The organism is Salipaludibacillus sp. HK11 (assembly GCF_047795645.1).
GTDB lineage: Bacteria > Bacillota > Bacilli > Bacillales > Salisediminibacteriaceae > Salipaludibacillus.
This window is the reverse complement of sequence record NZ_CP181045.1, coordinates 4,042,112-4,057,435: the sequence shown is the minus strand read 5'-3', so window position 1 is coordinate 4,057,435 and position 15,324 is coordinate 4,042,112. Positions and strand designations below refer to the sequence as shown.

Here is a 15,324-nt window from a genome sequence, read left to right as displayed (position 1 = left end):
TCTTCACCTCTCTATTACATCATTATTTTCTTCGGATTCAATCGAACAATATATGTCAGTGGTATAACGGTTGATACAAGAATTGTTAAAAGACCGACAACATAAAACAGGATGATAAAGTTCGGATCAAGTTGTACTTGATAGGACTCTAATACATCATCTGTTGTCACATCTGTTTGGAAGTCACTGTAATAAAAATCATCCGAATATTGTTGGTTATTTTCAGCGTTAATCATCGATTCAGATACACCTTGAGCTAACATATTCCCAGTAAATAAGGATAAGGTAATACCAATAAAAGCAACGACCATTACTTCAATCATAATTTGTCCCACAACACGACTACGACGTTCGCCTAAAGATAAGTAAATACCCAATTCACGTTTACGATCACGCAAGAATAACAAGACAACTAATCCTATGATCAACACCGTTGCAATCACAGAAACAAGTAAGACGTAGCCAGATAGCGTTGACATTGATTCAATCGGTGCGGCAATATTTTCATATTCATCACTAGCACTCTTTACTATGTAAAGCTCCGGTAGCAACGGATTTACTTCTTCCTCAAACGCTTCACTGTCTTCTGGTTGATTCAACACAAAAATAGGTGTGTAATATTCCCAAGTTTCTTCATCTTCCATCATTGCAGCCATTTCTTCGTTATTTTCCATATATTGTTCCATGTTATAGCGCAATTCGCTCGAGACAATTTCGTTAGAGACATACACGGTATTTTGATATTCAATATCCATAAAATCCATCATGCCACCTGACATGTCCCCATCATCCTCTCTGACTGAGAGAGGTTCAAATAACCCAATTATTTCCAAAGGGATATCTCTAGAAGCAATTAATTCTTCTGTGCCATCCTCAGTATAATCATAGACAGCATTGTCCAATGTGAAAGTATCACCAACATGAAGATTATTTTTTTCTGCTAATTTTTTTGATATTACGGCAACAGAAGAGCCGTTTTCTACTTCTTCAGACGTAAAGACACGTCCATCAACTAATTGTCCTTTCTCTTCTTCCAAATCAAGGATCGGGGCATAATTAATCCCTTTCAACATGAAGTCCATGCTAGCACCAGAGTAGGAAACATCGACCTCGTCCATTCCTTCTCCCTGATAACTATCGATACTTTCTGACCCTAAATATGTAACAGTACTATAGTCGTAATATTTTACATATGAAAGTCCACCAATTTGATTAATCAGATCAACATCTAATTCTTCCATCTCAAATTCCATCATTTCTGAATCGTCCATACTTGAAAGTGCATCATAATCCATCTCTACAGTAGCGGCAGTTCCTAATCTCTCTTTAATGGTAGTTTCTACATTGCCTGTAGCTTGTTGAATTGAAATTCCCCCTGAAATAAGGTTCCCTAAAATAAAAATGACTGCTAATAAGATCAATGACTTTCCTTTTTTTCGTGAAATACTTAATAATGCTCGTTTAATAAAACTCATGACAAACCCCCTCAAATATTAAAAATAATTACAATATCAACGTTTTGTTGTTCTTGTAGTTTTTTCCTACGATATTCAATGTAACTTGTGACATAATTCCCTATTATTCTATTAATCTGCTTTATTATATTATTATACTATAGATATGGAATTTTCAAGCTTATTCCACAAAATATTTCTATTATATTCCATAATTATGTACTTTTATAGAAGATATAAATAGTTCTGTTACTTTTGTTATACAAAAAACTTGGGATTACCATAATTAATTTCAAAATATGATAAGAAATTTCGTCAGTTAACCATTGTCATTAACCCGAATAAAAATGTGACAATCGTTGCAAATTATTCGAAAGGTCAGAATTCGAACAGCGATAATAATAATTCTTGTTATATCTAAAAGTGGATTGGAGTTTTTCACATATGAGAGCTGTTACGTATCAAGGAATGAAAGACGTTGAATTGAAGGATGTTACCGATCCAATCATCGAAAAAAATGATGATGTTATAGTGTGGACCACAAGTACGGCGATATATTGATCAGATTTACACCTAGTCCATGGAATGATTCCTAATTTCCCAAAAGATTATATTATTAGACATGAACCGATGGGTATTGTGGAAGAGGTAGGGCCAGATGTGACGAAAGTGAAAAGTCAATGCGATAACTCTACTCCTCATGGTCAAGTGGGAGCCTACTTTGGTTATCCAGGAGGTCAAGGAGAATTGTTACGAGTACCTTACGGGAATTTTGTTCCTTTCGTTGTTCCTGAGGACAGTGAAATGGAAGATGAAAAACTTCTATTCCTTTCAGACATCATTCCTACTGCTTGGTGGGGGGTTGAGCAAGCTCATTTCTTATTCTTCATTTCTTCTAAGATGACATCTACGATTACTTCACCTTCAAATGAACCATCAATAACATGATCTGAGCTCGGTTTGACTGACCTGTCCATTTCTAGATAGGCGGTTCTAGCGCGAACTAGGTAATGCGATAAATCTTTTCTTACATCAGCCATCGATTTATCAGTAAAATCTCTAAGTATTCGTCTAGCCATCGCAATATCCAATGGTGTATCGATAAAGATCGCTAAGTCAATATAGGCACTTACATCCCTTTGTAAATATGCAAAAGGATAGTCTAACAACAGATAATCAGGAGAATCTGTATGAATCAGATTCTCCATGGATTTTATAAATGGAGTAAGTTGCCATTGATTATAATCCGCTCCTCCTTCTACCCATTCACATATGTCATCTGGACTTTCTTCAAAGTCGTAGTCATCAAAATACAAAGCCTTGGCATTCCTTAGCTGTTTTAATAGAAGATTTACAACAGTGGTCTTTCCACCTCCAGAAAATGATGCAACGCTGATAATAAAGGGCTTTTTAGTCATAGTGAACCTCCAATTTTTAATTGAACGTGCTGTCTAAATTATCCGTGTTTAATTTTGCAAACTCTTTTTCACTCTCCTGTAATACATCATCGATTTCAAGCCATGAACTGCATGCAGTACAATCGCTGATGTAAATAGGATAAAAAAGATCAACGTTGTTATTGCACCTCCAATCGGAAATGGATCAGGAGAAGATAAGATTACCCAAGCGACAAAGGCAATTGGTAGCAGACTTCCTACATTAATGAATGTGATTCGTCTTGCCTGTTTTAAATGGTTCGTTCTATCTGTATACATCTCAGGACGTTCAGACTCACTATCATATTCCAGCGACCAAATCGTCCACTTCATCCATGATGATTTAGACGTATAAACAAGATTCCAACCGCTTTCCTGATGCATGTCATAATAGCTTCCATAAACAGTATTCTGATAATCAATACAATAACGAACTTTTCTAGGCTCACCTTTACGAAAGTAAAACTTTATTCCGTATTTATTAGTACGATAGAGATTATAGCCTGCCAGTTCCATTTTCTCGAGCCATTCTTCTAACTTATCAGGAGAATACCACCAAGCAAATTTTCTTTTTACAACTACATCGCCTGATCGCTTTAGGCGCTTCTCGTCATTTCTCGAGAAGAGTGATGTTTCATTTTGTTCCTCTATTCCTTGCGAAAGGCGTTCATTTGAACGATAAAGCTTGAAGGTGATATAAAAAATCAAAAAGATAGTCGCAAATCCCAGAATCGTTGATATTGCTGTAAAATACTCGCTAACATTTCTTTCAACATCCCAACCCGATTCAGAAATGATAATAACCGAAAAGAAAACAGTCTGGAGTACTAATGAAAACAGCAAATATGCCGAAATTGCACCATAAATATACAAGACCTTTCGACTATGAGTAATTACCCCTTCACGATGTGGTGACAAATTTACTTCTTCGCGTCTCTGTTGATTTGCAACAATATACCAATGTTTATTACGACAAACTTTTACCCATCCCTCGTTTTTTAGAGCTTTTGGTAACGTATCAGATTGTTTCTTGTCAAAATCAATTTGATACAGCATCTCTTTTTTATCGCCCTCTTCAAAAACGAATATGTGAGTAAATCGATTGAATTCGACGATGTGAAGCCCTTTTTCTGCCATATTTGAAAGCCATTTTTCTGTTTTCTGCACATCAAAACTCCAAAAGGGTCTAAAGACTTTTTTTATCATAAAAACTCCCCTCAAATTTCAGCGCATTTTTATGCAACTCTTTCAGTCTGTTAATTTCAACCTTCATTAACTTTTTTCCAATATCGGTAATTTCATAAATCGTTTTTCTTTTTTCATCTGAGTAAACCGTGATAATGTCTTGTTTCTGCATCTTTCCCAAAGTACCGTAGACCGTCCCTGAACCTAAACGAATCCGACCGCCAGTAATTTTGTCAACGTGTTTAACAATCCCGTATCCATGACGAGGTTCCGTTAACGATAATAGAATATAAAAAGCAGTTTCTGTCATAGGAATGTATACTTTTAAGACTTTTTCAAGATCCACTGCGATCACCTCGGTTCTTCTATATGCATTTCAATATGTTGCACTGTGACTATATCATGATATGACCATATCGCATCGTGACATATTATTCAACAGTTAAAGTGATTTTTATTTAAATATTCTTCCTTCTGTTACGATGACACTAAATGTAACCTTTAATCGAGTAAAACGTATGAAATAATAACTAAATGATAATCAATTACATATTCTCGGAGGCGAACATGCTTATTTCACGCTGGACAATTTTTCAATTTCTAACTGCTTCACTATTAATAGGAATACTTGCATTTGTTGAAAACCAATCAGGCACTACCACTGTCGCAGCAGGAACACCCATCAATTCTCGTTTATCTATCTTTTTATTTATTACAGGTATCTTAGGTTGTTTTTATCTGATGTTTTTATTTCAAACTTTAAAAACAAATACTTTTTTCCATCACTCATTTTGGAAAAACGTCCCTATACTAATCATGGTTATTGGTGTCTTATCGACTATCGCCATCTTATTTACCGGAACTTTAGGACCTTTGTTTGAGTGGGTACAACAGTGGCGTTTTCTGATATACCTTTTTGTTGTTTACTTTTTACTACTTTATTTTGTATTGGTGTTATCTATCGTGCGAAACTATCAATTAGACAACGACTTGGGAAGAAAAACTACTCACCTTGCTTTCGGTTGGTCCCTTGGAGTGTTAGTCATCGGAATGTTTTTCGTCAGTCCTGTTTAATAAAGAAAAAGCAATCGTGATTTTGTGATAGAATCACAAAAAGGCTGGAGTTATTAAATTCTAATAACTCCAGCCTAGTATCATATAATTTCGTTACCCGTTTCACTTACCATTCTTTCTTAAACTAAATCAAATTTCTTAATATCTCAATTGTTGCTTGATAAGTACTAATTGCGAGGAGAGAAAATAACACCAATAATACAACCGCAATCAACCATTTCCACATATCATTACACTACTCCTCATCTAGTTGTGATCAACTTCTTAAACAAGGAAGTGTTTCATTTTTAGATTTTATAATATCTGAGGAACTTTCCTGTTACAACTTCCTATAGTGGTTCTATTCACTTTAACAGTAAAACTAAAACCTAAGAAATATCAACATCCCTTCTGTCCACTTTGAGGACTGTTTGAGGGTGCATCGTGATAACTCTAGCAACTGAAAGAAGTTAGGAAAAAACAACTACCAATCATCTATTTAATACCGATATTCAACTTCGACTCCAGCTCTAATTTCTGTTTTTCCCGGTTGAATCGCAGCTTGGACACTTGCATCTGTCGCAGCAAACGCTCTAAATAGTTGTGGACCTTCTCTTTTTTCTTCGATAATTTTCTTTGGAATAGAATCAAAACGAACATTCAATGTTTCTGCAATTTCCTCTGCTTTTGCTTCTGCATTTCTCAATGCATTACTCAGTGCCTGTTGATAATACCCTTCATGATTTTCGAGCCTAAATTGAATGTTTGATACATGCGTCACTCCACTATCAACCGCAACTTCAATGACTCTGCTTGCTTCATAAATATCTTTAATTGTAATTTCCATCGAAGTCGACACTTGGTACGTTCTAAAGATTTGTATCCCGTCAACATAATCGTAAACCGGACGAATTGTATAGGCAGTTGTTTGCATATTTTCTCTTGTTATTCCCGCTTGCAACAATGCCTGAACCACTTCATTCATCTTATACGAATTCTCTTGATATGCCTGACTAAGCTGCTTGTTTTCAGTCACAATCTCTACTTGGATACTGGCGGTGTCTGGTTCAACAAAAAGGCTACTACTGCCTTGAACAATCATCACTCGCGAAAGACTTTGTCTGTTTTGAGTTACATTCGGATTGTACATCTTCATTCCACCTCTCCTAACGCACTTCTCTAATGCATATGCGAAACGACACTAATAATTTCGCTTTAATCTATAAAGAAGAAAATTAGGAGAATAAATATCATCATATTCTTAAATTACTTATTCATTTTATACTTTGGGCTAGTTGCTTCCATTTGGGAAATGATATTTAAACTCTCACCTAGCAAGGCAAAGTAGGTAAGCTGTGCTTCTTCAGACATTCCTGAAGTGTTCTTTCCAAGAGTCGCTATGTGCTCCTGCCGCTCATCATAATGAATTACCTGCACTTCAAAATGCAAACTGCTATATCTTTTAATTAAATCAGGGTCTCTTTTATAAAATAGCATGAGGAATTCTTCTTGTGCCATACTTGATGGTAGTCTATTTTCTTCCTCCAATTTTTGAAACCATTGGAGCATCTCATCTGTCGTTCGATGTTTTTCTTCCTCTTCAATCGCAGCTAGAAAGATTTTCACAAAATCTTCCTTCGGTTCTGGTCCAACCTCTTCAACAAGTTTAAGAAAGTCAGCCTTATAATCATAGTTATCACGTATTTGCTTACTCTCATGCTTTCTATTAAACAATTTGTCTAAAAAGCTCATATAAAATCCCCACCCTCAAAAAATTAATATACTATCGACAACCTTGCAAATCATAGTGATAAATACGCTTCATTTAATACCATTCTAACTATACGGATTAAAGCCTAAAAAGTTCCAAAATATTTAAATTATAACTATCGAAGTGAGATCCTCAACTCTCTACCCGCATTAAACGAGTCATACCATGATAATAACAGTACCATCCTTGCAAAGATCTGAGTTATTCAGTACTCCCTAATTTATTGATATTCATATTATTTAATAGCATATCGTACAATCTTTCCATTTCATTGCTTAAATGAAACTCCTTTGCACATGCTAATGATACGTTCATATTGAAAGGAGTCATACCATGGGCAAATTTGGAACGCAGGTTCCGTTAGCAAAGAACTTTAATAAAAACATTGACTATATGTTAAAAGAATTACGAGTCGAAGAAAATTTCGACGTCATTCATCACAAAATTGACGCTGGCGGACGTAAAATAGGAATGTTTTATGTCGATGGTTTTGCAAGTGATGTCGCTACAATTGAAGTACTAAAAAAAATTAAAAGCTTAGAACCTGACGCTCTCCGCCGGAATCCGATAGATATCTTGACCCAAGGTATTATCCCGCATCAAGAAACCGAAACTTCTGAAGATTTAGAAGAAGTAATAGGTCAAGTACTCGCTGGACAAGCTGCTTTTATTGTCGAAGGTGCTACTAAAGCAATTTTAGTCGACAGTCGCGAATACCCAGCTAGGCAACCAGAAGAACCTGACTTGGAACGTGTTGTCCGTGGCCCAAGGGAAGGATTTGTCGAAACGATGGTTTTTAATGCTGCGCTTATTAGACGACGAGTGAGAGACAGATCACTCGTCATGGATTATATACAGGTAGGCCAGCGTTCCAAAATGGACATCGTCATCTCCTATATTGACAGTATTGCCGATGCAAAAATAATTCAAAAACTCAAAAATGAGATAGATAAAATAAACATTGATGGTTTATCAATGGGGGAAAAAACACTAGAAGAATTTATTTTTGGTAAGAATATTAATCCATACCCTTTCGTTCGATACACAGAGAGGGCTGACACTGGTAGTGTCCACTTGATGGAAGGCCACGTCCTCATCATTGTCGACGGTTCTCCAAGTGTAATGATTTGCCCAGTTACCTTTTGGCATCATTTGCAACACGCTGAAGAGTACCGCCAAAAACCGATTATTGGCGCAACGTTAAGATGGATTCGCTACGCTGCTGTTCTTGCAGCTTTATTCATTTTACCTTTTTGGTATATATTAGCTACAACTCCAGAATTAGTCCCAGAAAATTTTGATTTTATTGGAGTCAAAGAGGCAGGTACCCTCCCTTTATTCTGGCAATTTATTGTCGCTGAACTAGGTGTAGAAATGCTACGAATGGCGGCGATACACACTCCAAATGCCTTAGCGACAGCACTTGGTTTAGTAGCAGCCGTTTTAGTTGGAGAAGTAGCTGTAGAAGTAGGAATATTTACTCGTGAGGTTATTTTATACACTGCAGCGGCTGTCATAGGTGGCTACGCTACTCCAAGTTATGAACTAAATCTTGCAAACCGATTTTTTCGGGTCATCTTTCTTATCGCAGCCGCGTCACTTGGATTATATGGCTTTGTCATAGCTGTCAGCCTTTGGTTTATTTTATTGGTCAAATCAAAATCATTAAATACACCATATATGTGGCCTCTGATTCCTTTTAATCCAAAAGAATTTTATCATGTTTTGGTGCGGTCCCCCATGCCACTTGATAAGAGCCGACCGAGTTTCTTGCATACGAAAGACAAAATAAGCCAAAAATAGTTTGTGATTGCATCTGCGTTTTCGATTTGTAAAAAATAGATAAAGATACGGAGGAACAACATGGATAAAGCGAACTATCAATTAATGAAAGACTTAACGGAAACAGAGGGATTACCGGGATTTGAAGATCGAGTTTACAATTTAATGAAAAAAGAGATTGTGACTCATACGGAGGAAATTTATTCTGATAACTTAGGAAGTATTGTCGGCAAAATCGGTAATGAGGAACCTAAAGTCTTGCTTGCTGGGCATATGGATGAAGTTGGGTTCATTGTAAGTTCAATTACTAAAAATGGCTTTTTACGTTTTAAACCATTAGGAGGGTGGTGGGGGCATGTTCTCCTCTCACAAAGAGTGAAGATACTCACCAAGAACAAAGACTTAACAGGTATTGTTGGTTCAAAGCCTCCTCACGTACTTTCCGGGGAGGAACGAAAAAAAGTGCTAGACATTGAGAAAATGTTTATCGATATTGGAGCGAGCTCCCGAGAGGAAGTAGAATCTTTCGGAGTAGCTGTAGGCGATGCCATTGCAACGATTTGTCCATTCGAACCTCTTGCAAATGAAAAAATGCTGTTAAGCCGAACCTGGGATAATCGTGCTGGTTGTTACATTGCTCTTAAAGTATTAGAACGTTTAAAAGGCGAATCATTACCCAATTCGCTATACTCTGGTGCAACCGTGCAAGAAGAGGTTGGTTTACGAGGTGCCGAGACTTTGGCGAAAATGATACAACCAGCGATTGCCTTTGCAACAGATGTTGGGGTTGCTGGCGATATCCCCGGAATGAATCAAGAAGATACAAGCTTGGAGCTTGGAAAAGGCCCAATCTTATCTTTTATGGATCGCTCGATGATTCCACACCGAAAACTACGTGATTTTGTTGTGGAAACAGCAAAAGAAAACAACACCCCATATCAAGTCGATATCATGATGGGCGGCGGAACGGATGCAGGTAAATTTCATATATCCAATATCGGTATACCAACGATGGTTGTCAGTGTGCCTTCTAGATATATCCATAGTCATGTATCCGTTGTTCATTATGATGATCTGGAACATGCAATTGATCTGTTGTGTAACGTTATCAAAAAGCTTGATCGTTCAACCGTCGAGGGGTTAACTGGATTATCATAATTAATACAGAACTAGACTGAGCTCAACAAAAAACTCAGTCTAGTTTCCAAACGTTAAGTACGAACAGGTAAACGATCTTCCACGGCATCTTCTGCCTCATTTTTTATACGTATACTTCCGCCAGAGAAACTCTACTGGTCCCATTTTAAAACTTTTTAAATAGTAATAACTAAAAATGACTTGAAAGAAAAAAATGATCATAGCTAGTAGAAAACCTCTAGCATAACCAACGTTTCCAAATTGCCCCAATCCATAGCTATAAAAAATCATCGTACATATAACTGACTGAAATAAGTAATTCGTAAAGGCCATTCTTCCAATAGGTTGTAAAAAGGCGAGCATCCTGCGCCAGTAATCTTTTTGCAGCAATAAAAAAATACTACTCATATAAAAAATCGCTATTGCTGGACCGCTTATAGAATTCCCTAAATTTTGAATAATAAAATATTGAGAACTCATAGAACCATCATAAATGCCAGCCAGAGATGAAACTACAACGAAAGGAAGCCCAATCAGTAAACTTCGATTTCTCACCTGTTTTATTCGATGTGTCTGTTGTTTGGCGTTCGAAATTATTCCGCTTTTCCACGCGTATACACCTAGTAAAAACATTCCAAACACCGTAGGTATAATAAAAATATGCCCATGATAAATTGCAGCAATATCGACCACTCTTTGAACAAATATGTCAAACATTGTCCCTTCCGTATAAGCATATACTGCTCGTTCCATGATCCCTTCAATATTGTATATTTGTGAAGTATTGTCTAAATCAAATACAATTGTCAAACTGTATAGAACAACAGGAAATATTATAAAACAAAATGCCCACCTTATGATTAATTTCAACTTCTTTTTTAGAAAAAATAAAAGCAGAAATCCCAGCAGAGCATAGATTGTTAAAATGTCGCCATACCAAATAAAGAAGAGGTGAACTAGACCGACAACAAGTAAAAACAAAAGCCTCCGCTTCATAAGTGGAAAACCTGAAATGCCTTTCTTCTCTGCACGTGAAAGAAAAAGAGCAAATCCAACGCCAAATAAAAAAGAAAACATACTAATAAATTTAAATTCAAACACTAATTGAACGAGAAGTTTAAAAGTTAGATTTAGACTATCATCCCACCAATTCAGTCCGAGCATTTCTAAATAGAGTACCGGAGTTGCGAAGTACTTCATGTTTACAACAAGAATCCCAAACAAAGCGATCCCTCTTAACACATCCAACTCGAGTAATCGTTCATTGACCTTCAGCGGTTGTAGATTTTTATTCATAATCTCCTTATTTATCCCCCTTCTTCCATTTAACTAAATGATTCAATTGTTCGTACATTGATGTCCATCCAAACAATTCTTCGATATGATAGATACCACTCGGATAATTCTTCCGACATAATGATTCAGCAACCAGACCCGTAACTAAAGCCGTCACAGTTGCCTCCTCCTCTCCCTGAATCATCGTGTCTATTTGAACGTTTTCACCTTGTTTCTGCCCTCTCCCTTCGACTTTCGCGATAAAAATCGGTTTTCCATATGTCATTTTCCCAAGCAAGCCGACAGACGCTTTAAGAGGTAATATCCTTAGCAATCCTGATTTCTTTAACATATGGATCGTTTCAGTAGCAAGTACGGAATCTAAACAAAGACGCGTTGACACTTCAGGTATGTCAAGGGTTCTCTGAAGAACATGCTGATCAGCAAAATTAAATCGATACACGTTTCTCCATCCGATCTCATTGCCAAAATTCACTTTCTCTCCATCTTCAAAGCTTTTTTCTAGAACTTGCTTGCCTCTTGTCATCCGGGTGAAATTCGTTTTTGCATTCTCTATCGTCCAACTAATCGCAGCTTTCCCATGTTTATCTCCCATTCCTAGCATCAGAAATATATCCATCCTTTCAACTGTATCAAGTTGTTCATTCACCCAGCTCACTAGCAAGTTGGTCAATCCAGGGTCCAAACCGACACTTAATAACGCTCTTGCTCCATGAATCTTAGCCGTTTCCTCTAATCCTTCGACCTTCGATAAATAAGAGTATGAAGCAGAAATATCAATATAATCTATTCCTTTTGCCAGACACTGTGAGGCAAATGTCGTATTATCCTGATCAATACAAACGATAATAAGTCTGACCTCTTCAAAAAACGAATCCTTTATTTCCTCCGTCACATCAATATAGATTGGTTTAACCTTTCCATTTGTTGATTCACTAAATTTGTTAGCCTTATTTTTATTCCTGCCAGCAGCGTACACACTTCCCGGATAAATATTGCTCAAATGGTGACAAATTTTTTGACCAACATGCCCATACCCACCAATCACGATAATTCGATTACTTTCCATTTTATACGCTCCTTACTTTTTAAATGCCATATATCCTTCAATTAAATATGAACCGAAATATCGATTCACATCACTAAACCCAGATTCGTGAAGTAAACTCACCAAATCTTCACTAGGTATCGGATCCGTTTGCTCACCAAATGACGCATTAAATTTGGAAAATTCTTCTGTACGAATACCTTGGCTAATCATGTAACTTTTCCACGCATCCATTTGAATAGAAAATCCGTAACTTTTTTTATCACCATTTATTGCAGCAAGAAAAAGCGGTGAACCTGTTCTCATCTTAGAAGCAATAAGATTGATAAATTGACGCTTTTTGTCAATTCCTTTAATAAAATGCAAGACAAGTAAGCACGTTACTCCATCATAAACAGCTGGCGTTATATAATCTTCTAATGCGGTTTTCTTAAAAGAAACTCTTTCACTTAGGTTTAATTTCGCTATCCTTCGTCTAGCAATCTCAATCATTGGCTCTGACGAATCGAGGGCTGTAAAATGCCAATTCTTCTCAAACGATCCTAGGGTCACTAATTCCTCCCCTCCTCCAGCTCCCACAATCAATAATTCCTGACCTGAAAGCTTATGATATAGCGCGGCTTTCATTAAGCGACTTGTCATATCGTACAGCAAAGAATATCCTGCAATTTTACGACGAATAATTTTATCGTAATCTATCACAGTAGGGTCATTCCAATTTGATAGTTTTACATCATCTTCCATTAGTAACCTCCTTCTTTCATTTCAAATATTAGTATTACTTCCGGTTCTTTTGTCTCCTGCGAATTCTTCATAGATTGTCACAGGCAGCCCTTTTAAATAAACAACTCTATGGCCAAGCGCCCGTGCCTCTTCTAAATCATGTGTGACAAGAAGAACTGTTGGTTTATTTTTTTTCCATAAACGCAACAGTATTTGATGAATATCTGCTCGTGTCTTAGAATCAAGGTTCTGAAATGGTTCATCCATTAATAGGACATCTGGATTAGAAATAAATCCTCTTGCTATTGAAAGTCGTTGCTTCATTCCACCACTAAGTTGATTAGGATATAATGAAGCAGAATCCCCAAGACCCACTTCATCTAATAGTTTTAAAACACTTCTACGTTTTCCATCTTTCCGCTTGTTGTCCATCATCCACATTAGGTTTTCTTGCACCGTATACCACGGAAGTAATCGAGGTTCTTGAAATATGTAGCTCAATCGTCCTTTAGATTTATGAATAAAACCACTCTGAGGCTTTAATAAACCTGACGCAAGTCTCAATAGCGATGTTTTCCCAACCCCTGACGATCCCATCATGCAAGTAATTATTCCACTTTCTATTTTCCAAGAAAAGTTTGAGAATATTTTTTTCCCCGTATACATTAGTGTCACCTGTTCAAATTTCATTCCTTAGGCCACCTCCTCCACTTAGCTTCCTCATAACTGCTTCTGTGCTAATACCAAGACATGCAACAACTAATGTCCAAGCGATCACTTCATCCGTTTTTAAGTAGATTCGCGATGTGTTCATGACAGCACCTATTCCAGTCTGACCGCTAATCACCTCTGCCATGACGATGGTTTTCCAACCAATTCCAACTGTAATTATCATTGCAGACATCCATAATGGTTTTATCGAGGGAATATAGATAGCTTTCATTGTTTTAATAAATCCCACTTCATAAACTTGAGCCAATTCAAGCAATTCGATAGGTACTTGACGAATTGCTTGAGAGGTATGAAAAAAAAAGATCGGAAACAACGACAATGCGACGACTGTCATTTGTGCCCCCCCGTTAATACCAAACCAGAGAATGGCTAACAAAATCCACGATACGGGAGGAATGGACTGAATAATCACGACAAGAGGACGAGTAATTTTATACGCCTTGTTATAACGACCGATAAGACTTCCCAGTAACGCTCCACTCATAAATGCAATACTAAATCCCCCCACTAATCTTAAAAAAGTTAACCAAAGTGAATCCCAAAAGCTTCTCGTCCCTATCATTTGTTGTAGAGTCGAAATCGTTTCTAATGGTGAGGGTATAATTACTGATGGATAAAATCGGGATGTCCCCTCCCAAGCAATTGCTACCAAGAACAAGGTATAACATGCTGGCCACCTATTAAAAATCGTAATAAAAATCTTCATCAGGTAAACGACCTCCTAAGGAATCTGGATCGACATCCATGAGAACTTGAAAATACGATTCAACCTCTTCTTTTGCATCATATGCACCTTTATGTCTTAACTCAATCGAATCCATTGCTTCTAAGAGTATCTCATCCGGTAAACCAAATACATTAGCCGATAATCTAATCGCTTCATTTGGATCGGAAACAGTTTGATTTATTGCCAATTCTAGAGATTTTTCAAACTGCTCTACTTTTTCCTGATTTACTTTTGCCCATTCGCTATTTACAAACATCCCTGTTTGAGGCAAACTTTCCCCAAATTTTTCTTGCCACCTTGCTCCGAAATCAATGACTTCAGTTAATTCAGTTGCCTCACTACGCAATCGACTAATCAAAGGTTCTGGTAAAACGGCATGTTCAATATCACCACTGGCTAACAATTGCATGATTTCCGGAACAGTAGAATAAACTATTTCAACTTCTTTCAACAATCCATCTTGTTCCAACATGTATGTCGTTAATAAATCCGGTGGACCTCCTTGCCCTGGAATATAAACTGTTTCATTTCTCAAATCTGCTATTCCCATTACATTACTCGACAAGGATATTAAGTACATTGACCCCCAGGTATTCACGTGCACTAGTTCTAATGGAAGACCTTTCGTATAAATGTTTGCGCCAATATTCAATGGGGCTGCTACAAAGGTAAACTCCCCGTTTTGAACATGCGCAAGCAACTCTTCCAACGTATCCCACGTCTCAACCGTTATTTCTAAAGAATCGTCTTTGTGTTCCGCAGCAAATAATGCTGGAATAAGAACAGGAGCCTTTGGTGTCATTAAAGTTAGTTCTAATGTTTCTAAATTGCTAGAGGCACTCCCTTTCTCTTCAGGACCAGAACATCCAGCAACAAGTAAAGTAAACAAACTTAAACATACAATTAAGTTTAAAGATTTCATCATTTCTAATTCCCTTCCTTCCATTTCTAATGTAAACTAACAATAGTGATAATCATTA

15 protein-coding genes and 1 pseudogene are annotated in these 15,324 nt (G+C 37.0%); 4 read left to right on the top strand and 12 right to left on the bottom strand.

From position 1 onward, the window contains the following. Nucleotides 1-14: 14 nt before the first annotated feature. Nucleotides 15-1,475: an ABC transporter permease gene (locus ACM26V_RS19255; RefSeq protein ID WP_416148338.1), complete on the bottom strand. Its 1,461-nt coding sequence runs from the start codon at nucleotides 1,473-1,475 to the stop codon at nucleotides 15-17. 423 nt (nucleotides 1,476-1,898) lie between these two features. Between ACM26V_RS19255 and ACM26V_RS19250 the strand changes: the two are divergent. Next, nucleotides 1,899-2,327: pseudogene (locus ACM26V_RS19250) on the top strand (alcohol dehydrogenase catalytic domain-containing protein); the annotation flags it as partial. Here ACM26V_RS19250 and ACM26V_RS19245 read toward each other — a convergent pair. Genes ACM26V_RS19245 through ACM26V_RS19235 form a run of 3 tightly spaced genes read right to left on the bottom strand, consistent with a single transcriptional unit; the run spans nucleotide 2,327 to nucleotide 4,421 of the window. After that, nucleotides 2,327-2,872: a hypothetical protein gene (locus tag ACM26V_RS19245; protein ID WP_416148337.1), complete on the bottom strand. Its 546-nt coding sequence runs from the start codon at nucleotides 2,870-2,872 to the stop codon at nucleotides 2,327-2,329. The pseudogene ACM26V_RS19250 and the gene ACM26V_RS19245 overlap by 1 nt on opposite strands. A 48-nt stretch (nucleotides 2,873-2,920) precedes the next feature. Beyond that, on the bottom strand, nucleotides 2,921-4,096 hold the full coding sequence (locus ACM26V_RS19240) for a DUF2812 domain-containing protein (RefSeq protein ID WP_416148336.1): 1,176 nt from the start codon (nucleotides 4,094-4,096) through the stop codon (nucleotides 2,921-2,923). Then, entirely contained in the window at nucleotides 4,077-4,421 is a 345-nt protein-coding gene (locus tag ACM26V_RS19235) for a PadR family transcriptional regulator (RefSeq protein WP_416148335.1), read from the bottom strand. The genes ACM26V_RS19240 and ACM26V_RS19235 overlap by 20 nt, the downstream gene beginning before the upstream one ends. Before the next feature lie 221 nt (nucleotides 4,422-4,642). Here ACM26V_RS19235 and ACM26V_RS19230 point away from each other — a divergent pair, with 221 nt between their 5' ends. Further along, the gene (locus ACM26V_RS19230; protein ID WP_416148334.1) at nucleotides 4,643-5,149 is read left to right on the top strand and encodes a hypothetical protein; all 507 of its coding nucleotides are present in this window, start codon (nucleotides 4,643-4,645) and stop codon (nucleotides 5,147-5,149) included. A 478-nt stretch (nucleotides 5,150-5,627) separates the two neighbouring features. Here ACM26V_RS19230 and ACM26V_RS19225 read toward each other — a convergent pair whose 3' ends face one another. After that, nucleotides 5,628-6,284 (bottom strand): SIMPL domain-containing protein, encoded by a 657-nt coding sequence (locus ACM26V_RS19225; protein WP_416148333.1) that lies wholly within the window; start codon nucleotides 6,282-6,284, stop codon nucleotides 5,628-5,630. A gap of 110 nt (nucleotides 6,285-6,394) precedes the next feature. Then, a complete protein-coding gene (locus tag ACM26V_RS19220) occupies nucleotides 6,395-6,880 on the bottom strand; it encodes a hypothetical protein (protein WP_416148332.1) in 486 nt (161 codons plus the stop codon). A gap of 352 nt (nucleotides 6,881-7,232) precedes the next feature. Between ACM26V_RS19220 and ACM26V_RS19215 the strand changes: the two genes are divergently transcribed. Both ACM26V_RS19215 and ACM26V_RS19210 read left to right on the top strand, forming a co-directional pair. Further along, complete coding sequence (locus ACM26V_RS19215) at nucleotides 7,233-8,702, top strand: spore germination protein (protein WP_416148331.1); 1,470 nt, start codon at nucleotides 7,233-7,235, stop codon at nucleotides 8,700-8,702. Between the two features lie 60 nt (nucleotides 8,703-8,762). Then, a complete protein-coding gene (locus ACM26V_RS19210) occupies nucleotides 8,763-9,839 on the top strand; it encodes a M42 family metallopeptidase (protein ID WP_416148330.1) in 1,077 nt (358 codons plus the stop codon). Nucleotides 9,840-9,935: 96 nt separating this feature from the next. Here the strand turns inward: ACM26V_RS19210 and ACM26V_RS19205 are convergent, their stop codons facing one another. Genes ACM26V_RS19205 through ACM26V_RS19180 form a run of 6 tightly spaced genes read right to left on the bottom strand, consistent with a single transcriptional unit; the run spans nucleotide 9,936 to nucleotide 15,269 of the window. Next, entirely contained in the window at nucleotides 9,936-11,114 is a 1,179-nt protein-coding gene (locus tag ACM26V_RS19205; RefSeq protein ID WP_416148329.1) for a DUF418 domain-containing protein, read from the bottom strand. 7 nt (nucleotides 11,115-11,121) lie between these two features. Further along, nucleotides 11,122-12,183 (bottom strand): saccharopine dehydrogenase family protein, encoded by a 1,062-nt coding sequence (locus tag ACM26V_RS19200; protein WP_416148328.1) that lies wholly within the window; start codon nucleotides 12,181-12,183, stop codon nucleotides 11,122-11,124. A gap of 12 nt (nucleotides 12,184-12,195) precedes the next feature. Then, the gene (locus tag ACM26V_RS19195; protein ID WP_416148327.1) at nucleotides 12,196-12,906 is read right to left on the bottom strand and encodes a class I SAM-dependent methyltransferase; all 711 of its coding nucleotides are present in this window, start codon (nucleotides 12,904-12,906) and stop codon (nucleotides 12,196-12,198) included. Between the two features lie 21 nt (nucleotides 12,907-12,927). Further along, complete coding sequence (locus ACM26V_RS19190) at nucleotides 12,928-13,575, bottom strand: ABC transporter ATP-binding protein (RefSeq protein WP_416148326.1); 648 nt, start codon at nucleotides 13,573-13,575, stop codon at nucleotides 12,928-12,930. After that, complete coding sequence (locus tag ACM26V_RS19185; RefSeq protein WP_416148325.1) at nucleotides 13,565-14,323, bottom strand: ABC transporter permease; 759 nt, start codon at nucleotides 14,321-14,323, stop codon at nucleotides 13,565-13,567. The genes ACM26V_RS19190 and ACM26V_RS19185 overlap by 11 nt, the downstream gene beginning before the upstream one ends. Next, on the bottom strand, nucleotides 14,298-15,269 hold the full coding sequence (locus tag ACM26V_RS19180) for an ABC transporter substrate-binding protein (protein WP_416148324.1): 972 nt from the start codon (nucleotides 15,267-15,269) through the stop codon (nucleotides 14,298-14,300). The genes ACM26V_RS19185 and ACM26V_RS19180 overlap by 26 nt, the downstream gene beginning before the upstream one ends. Nucleotides 15,270-15,324 lie beyond the last annotated feature (55 nt).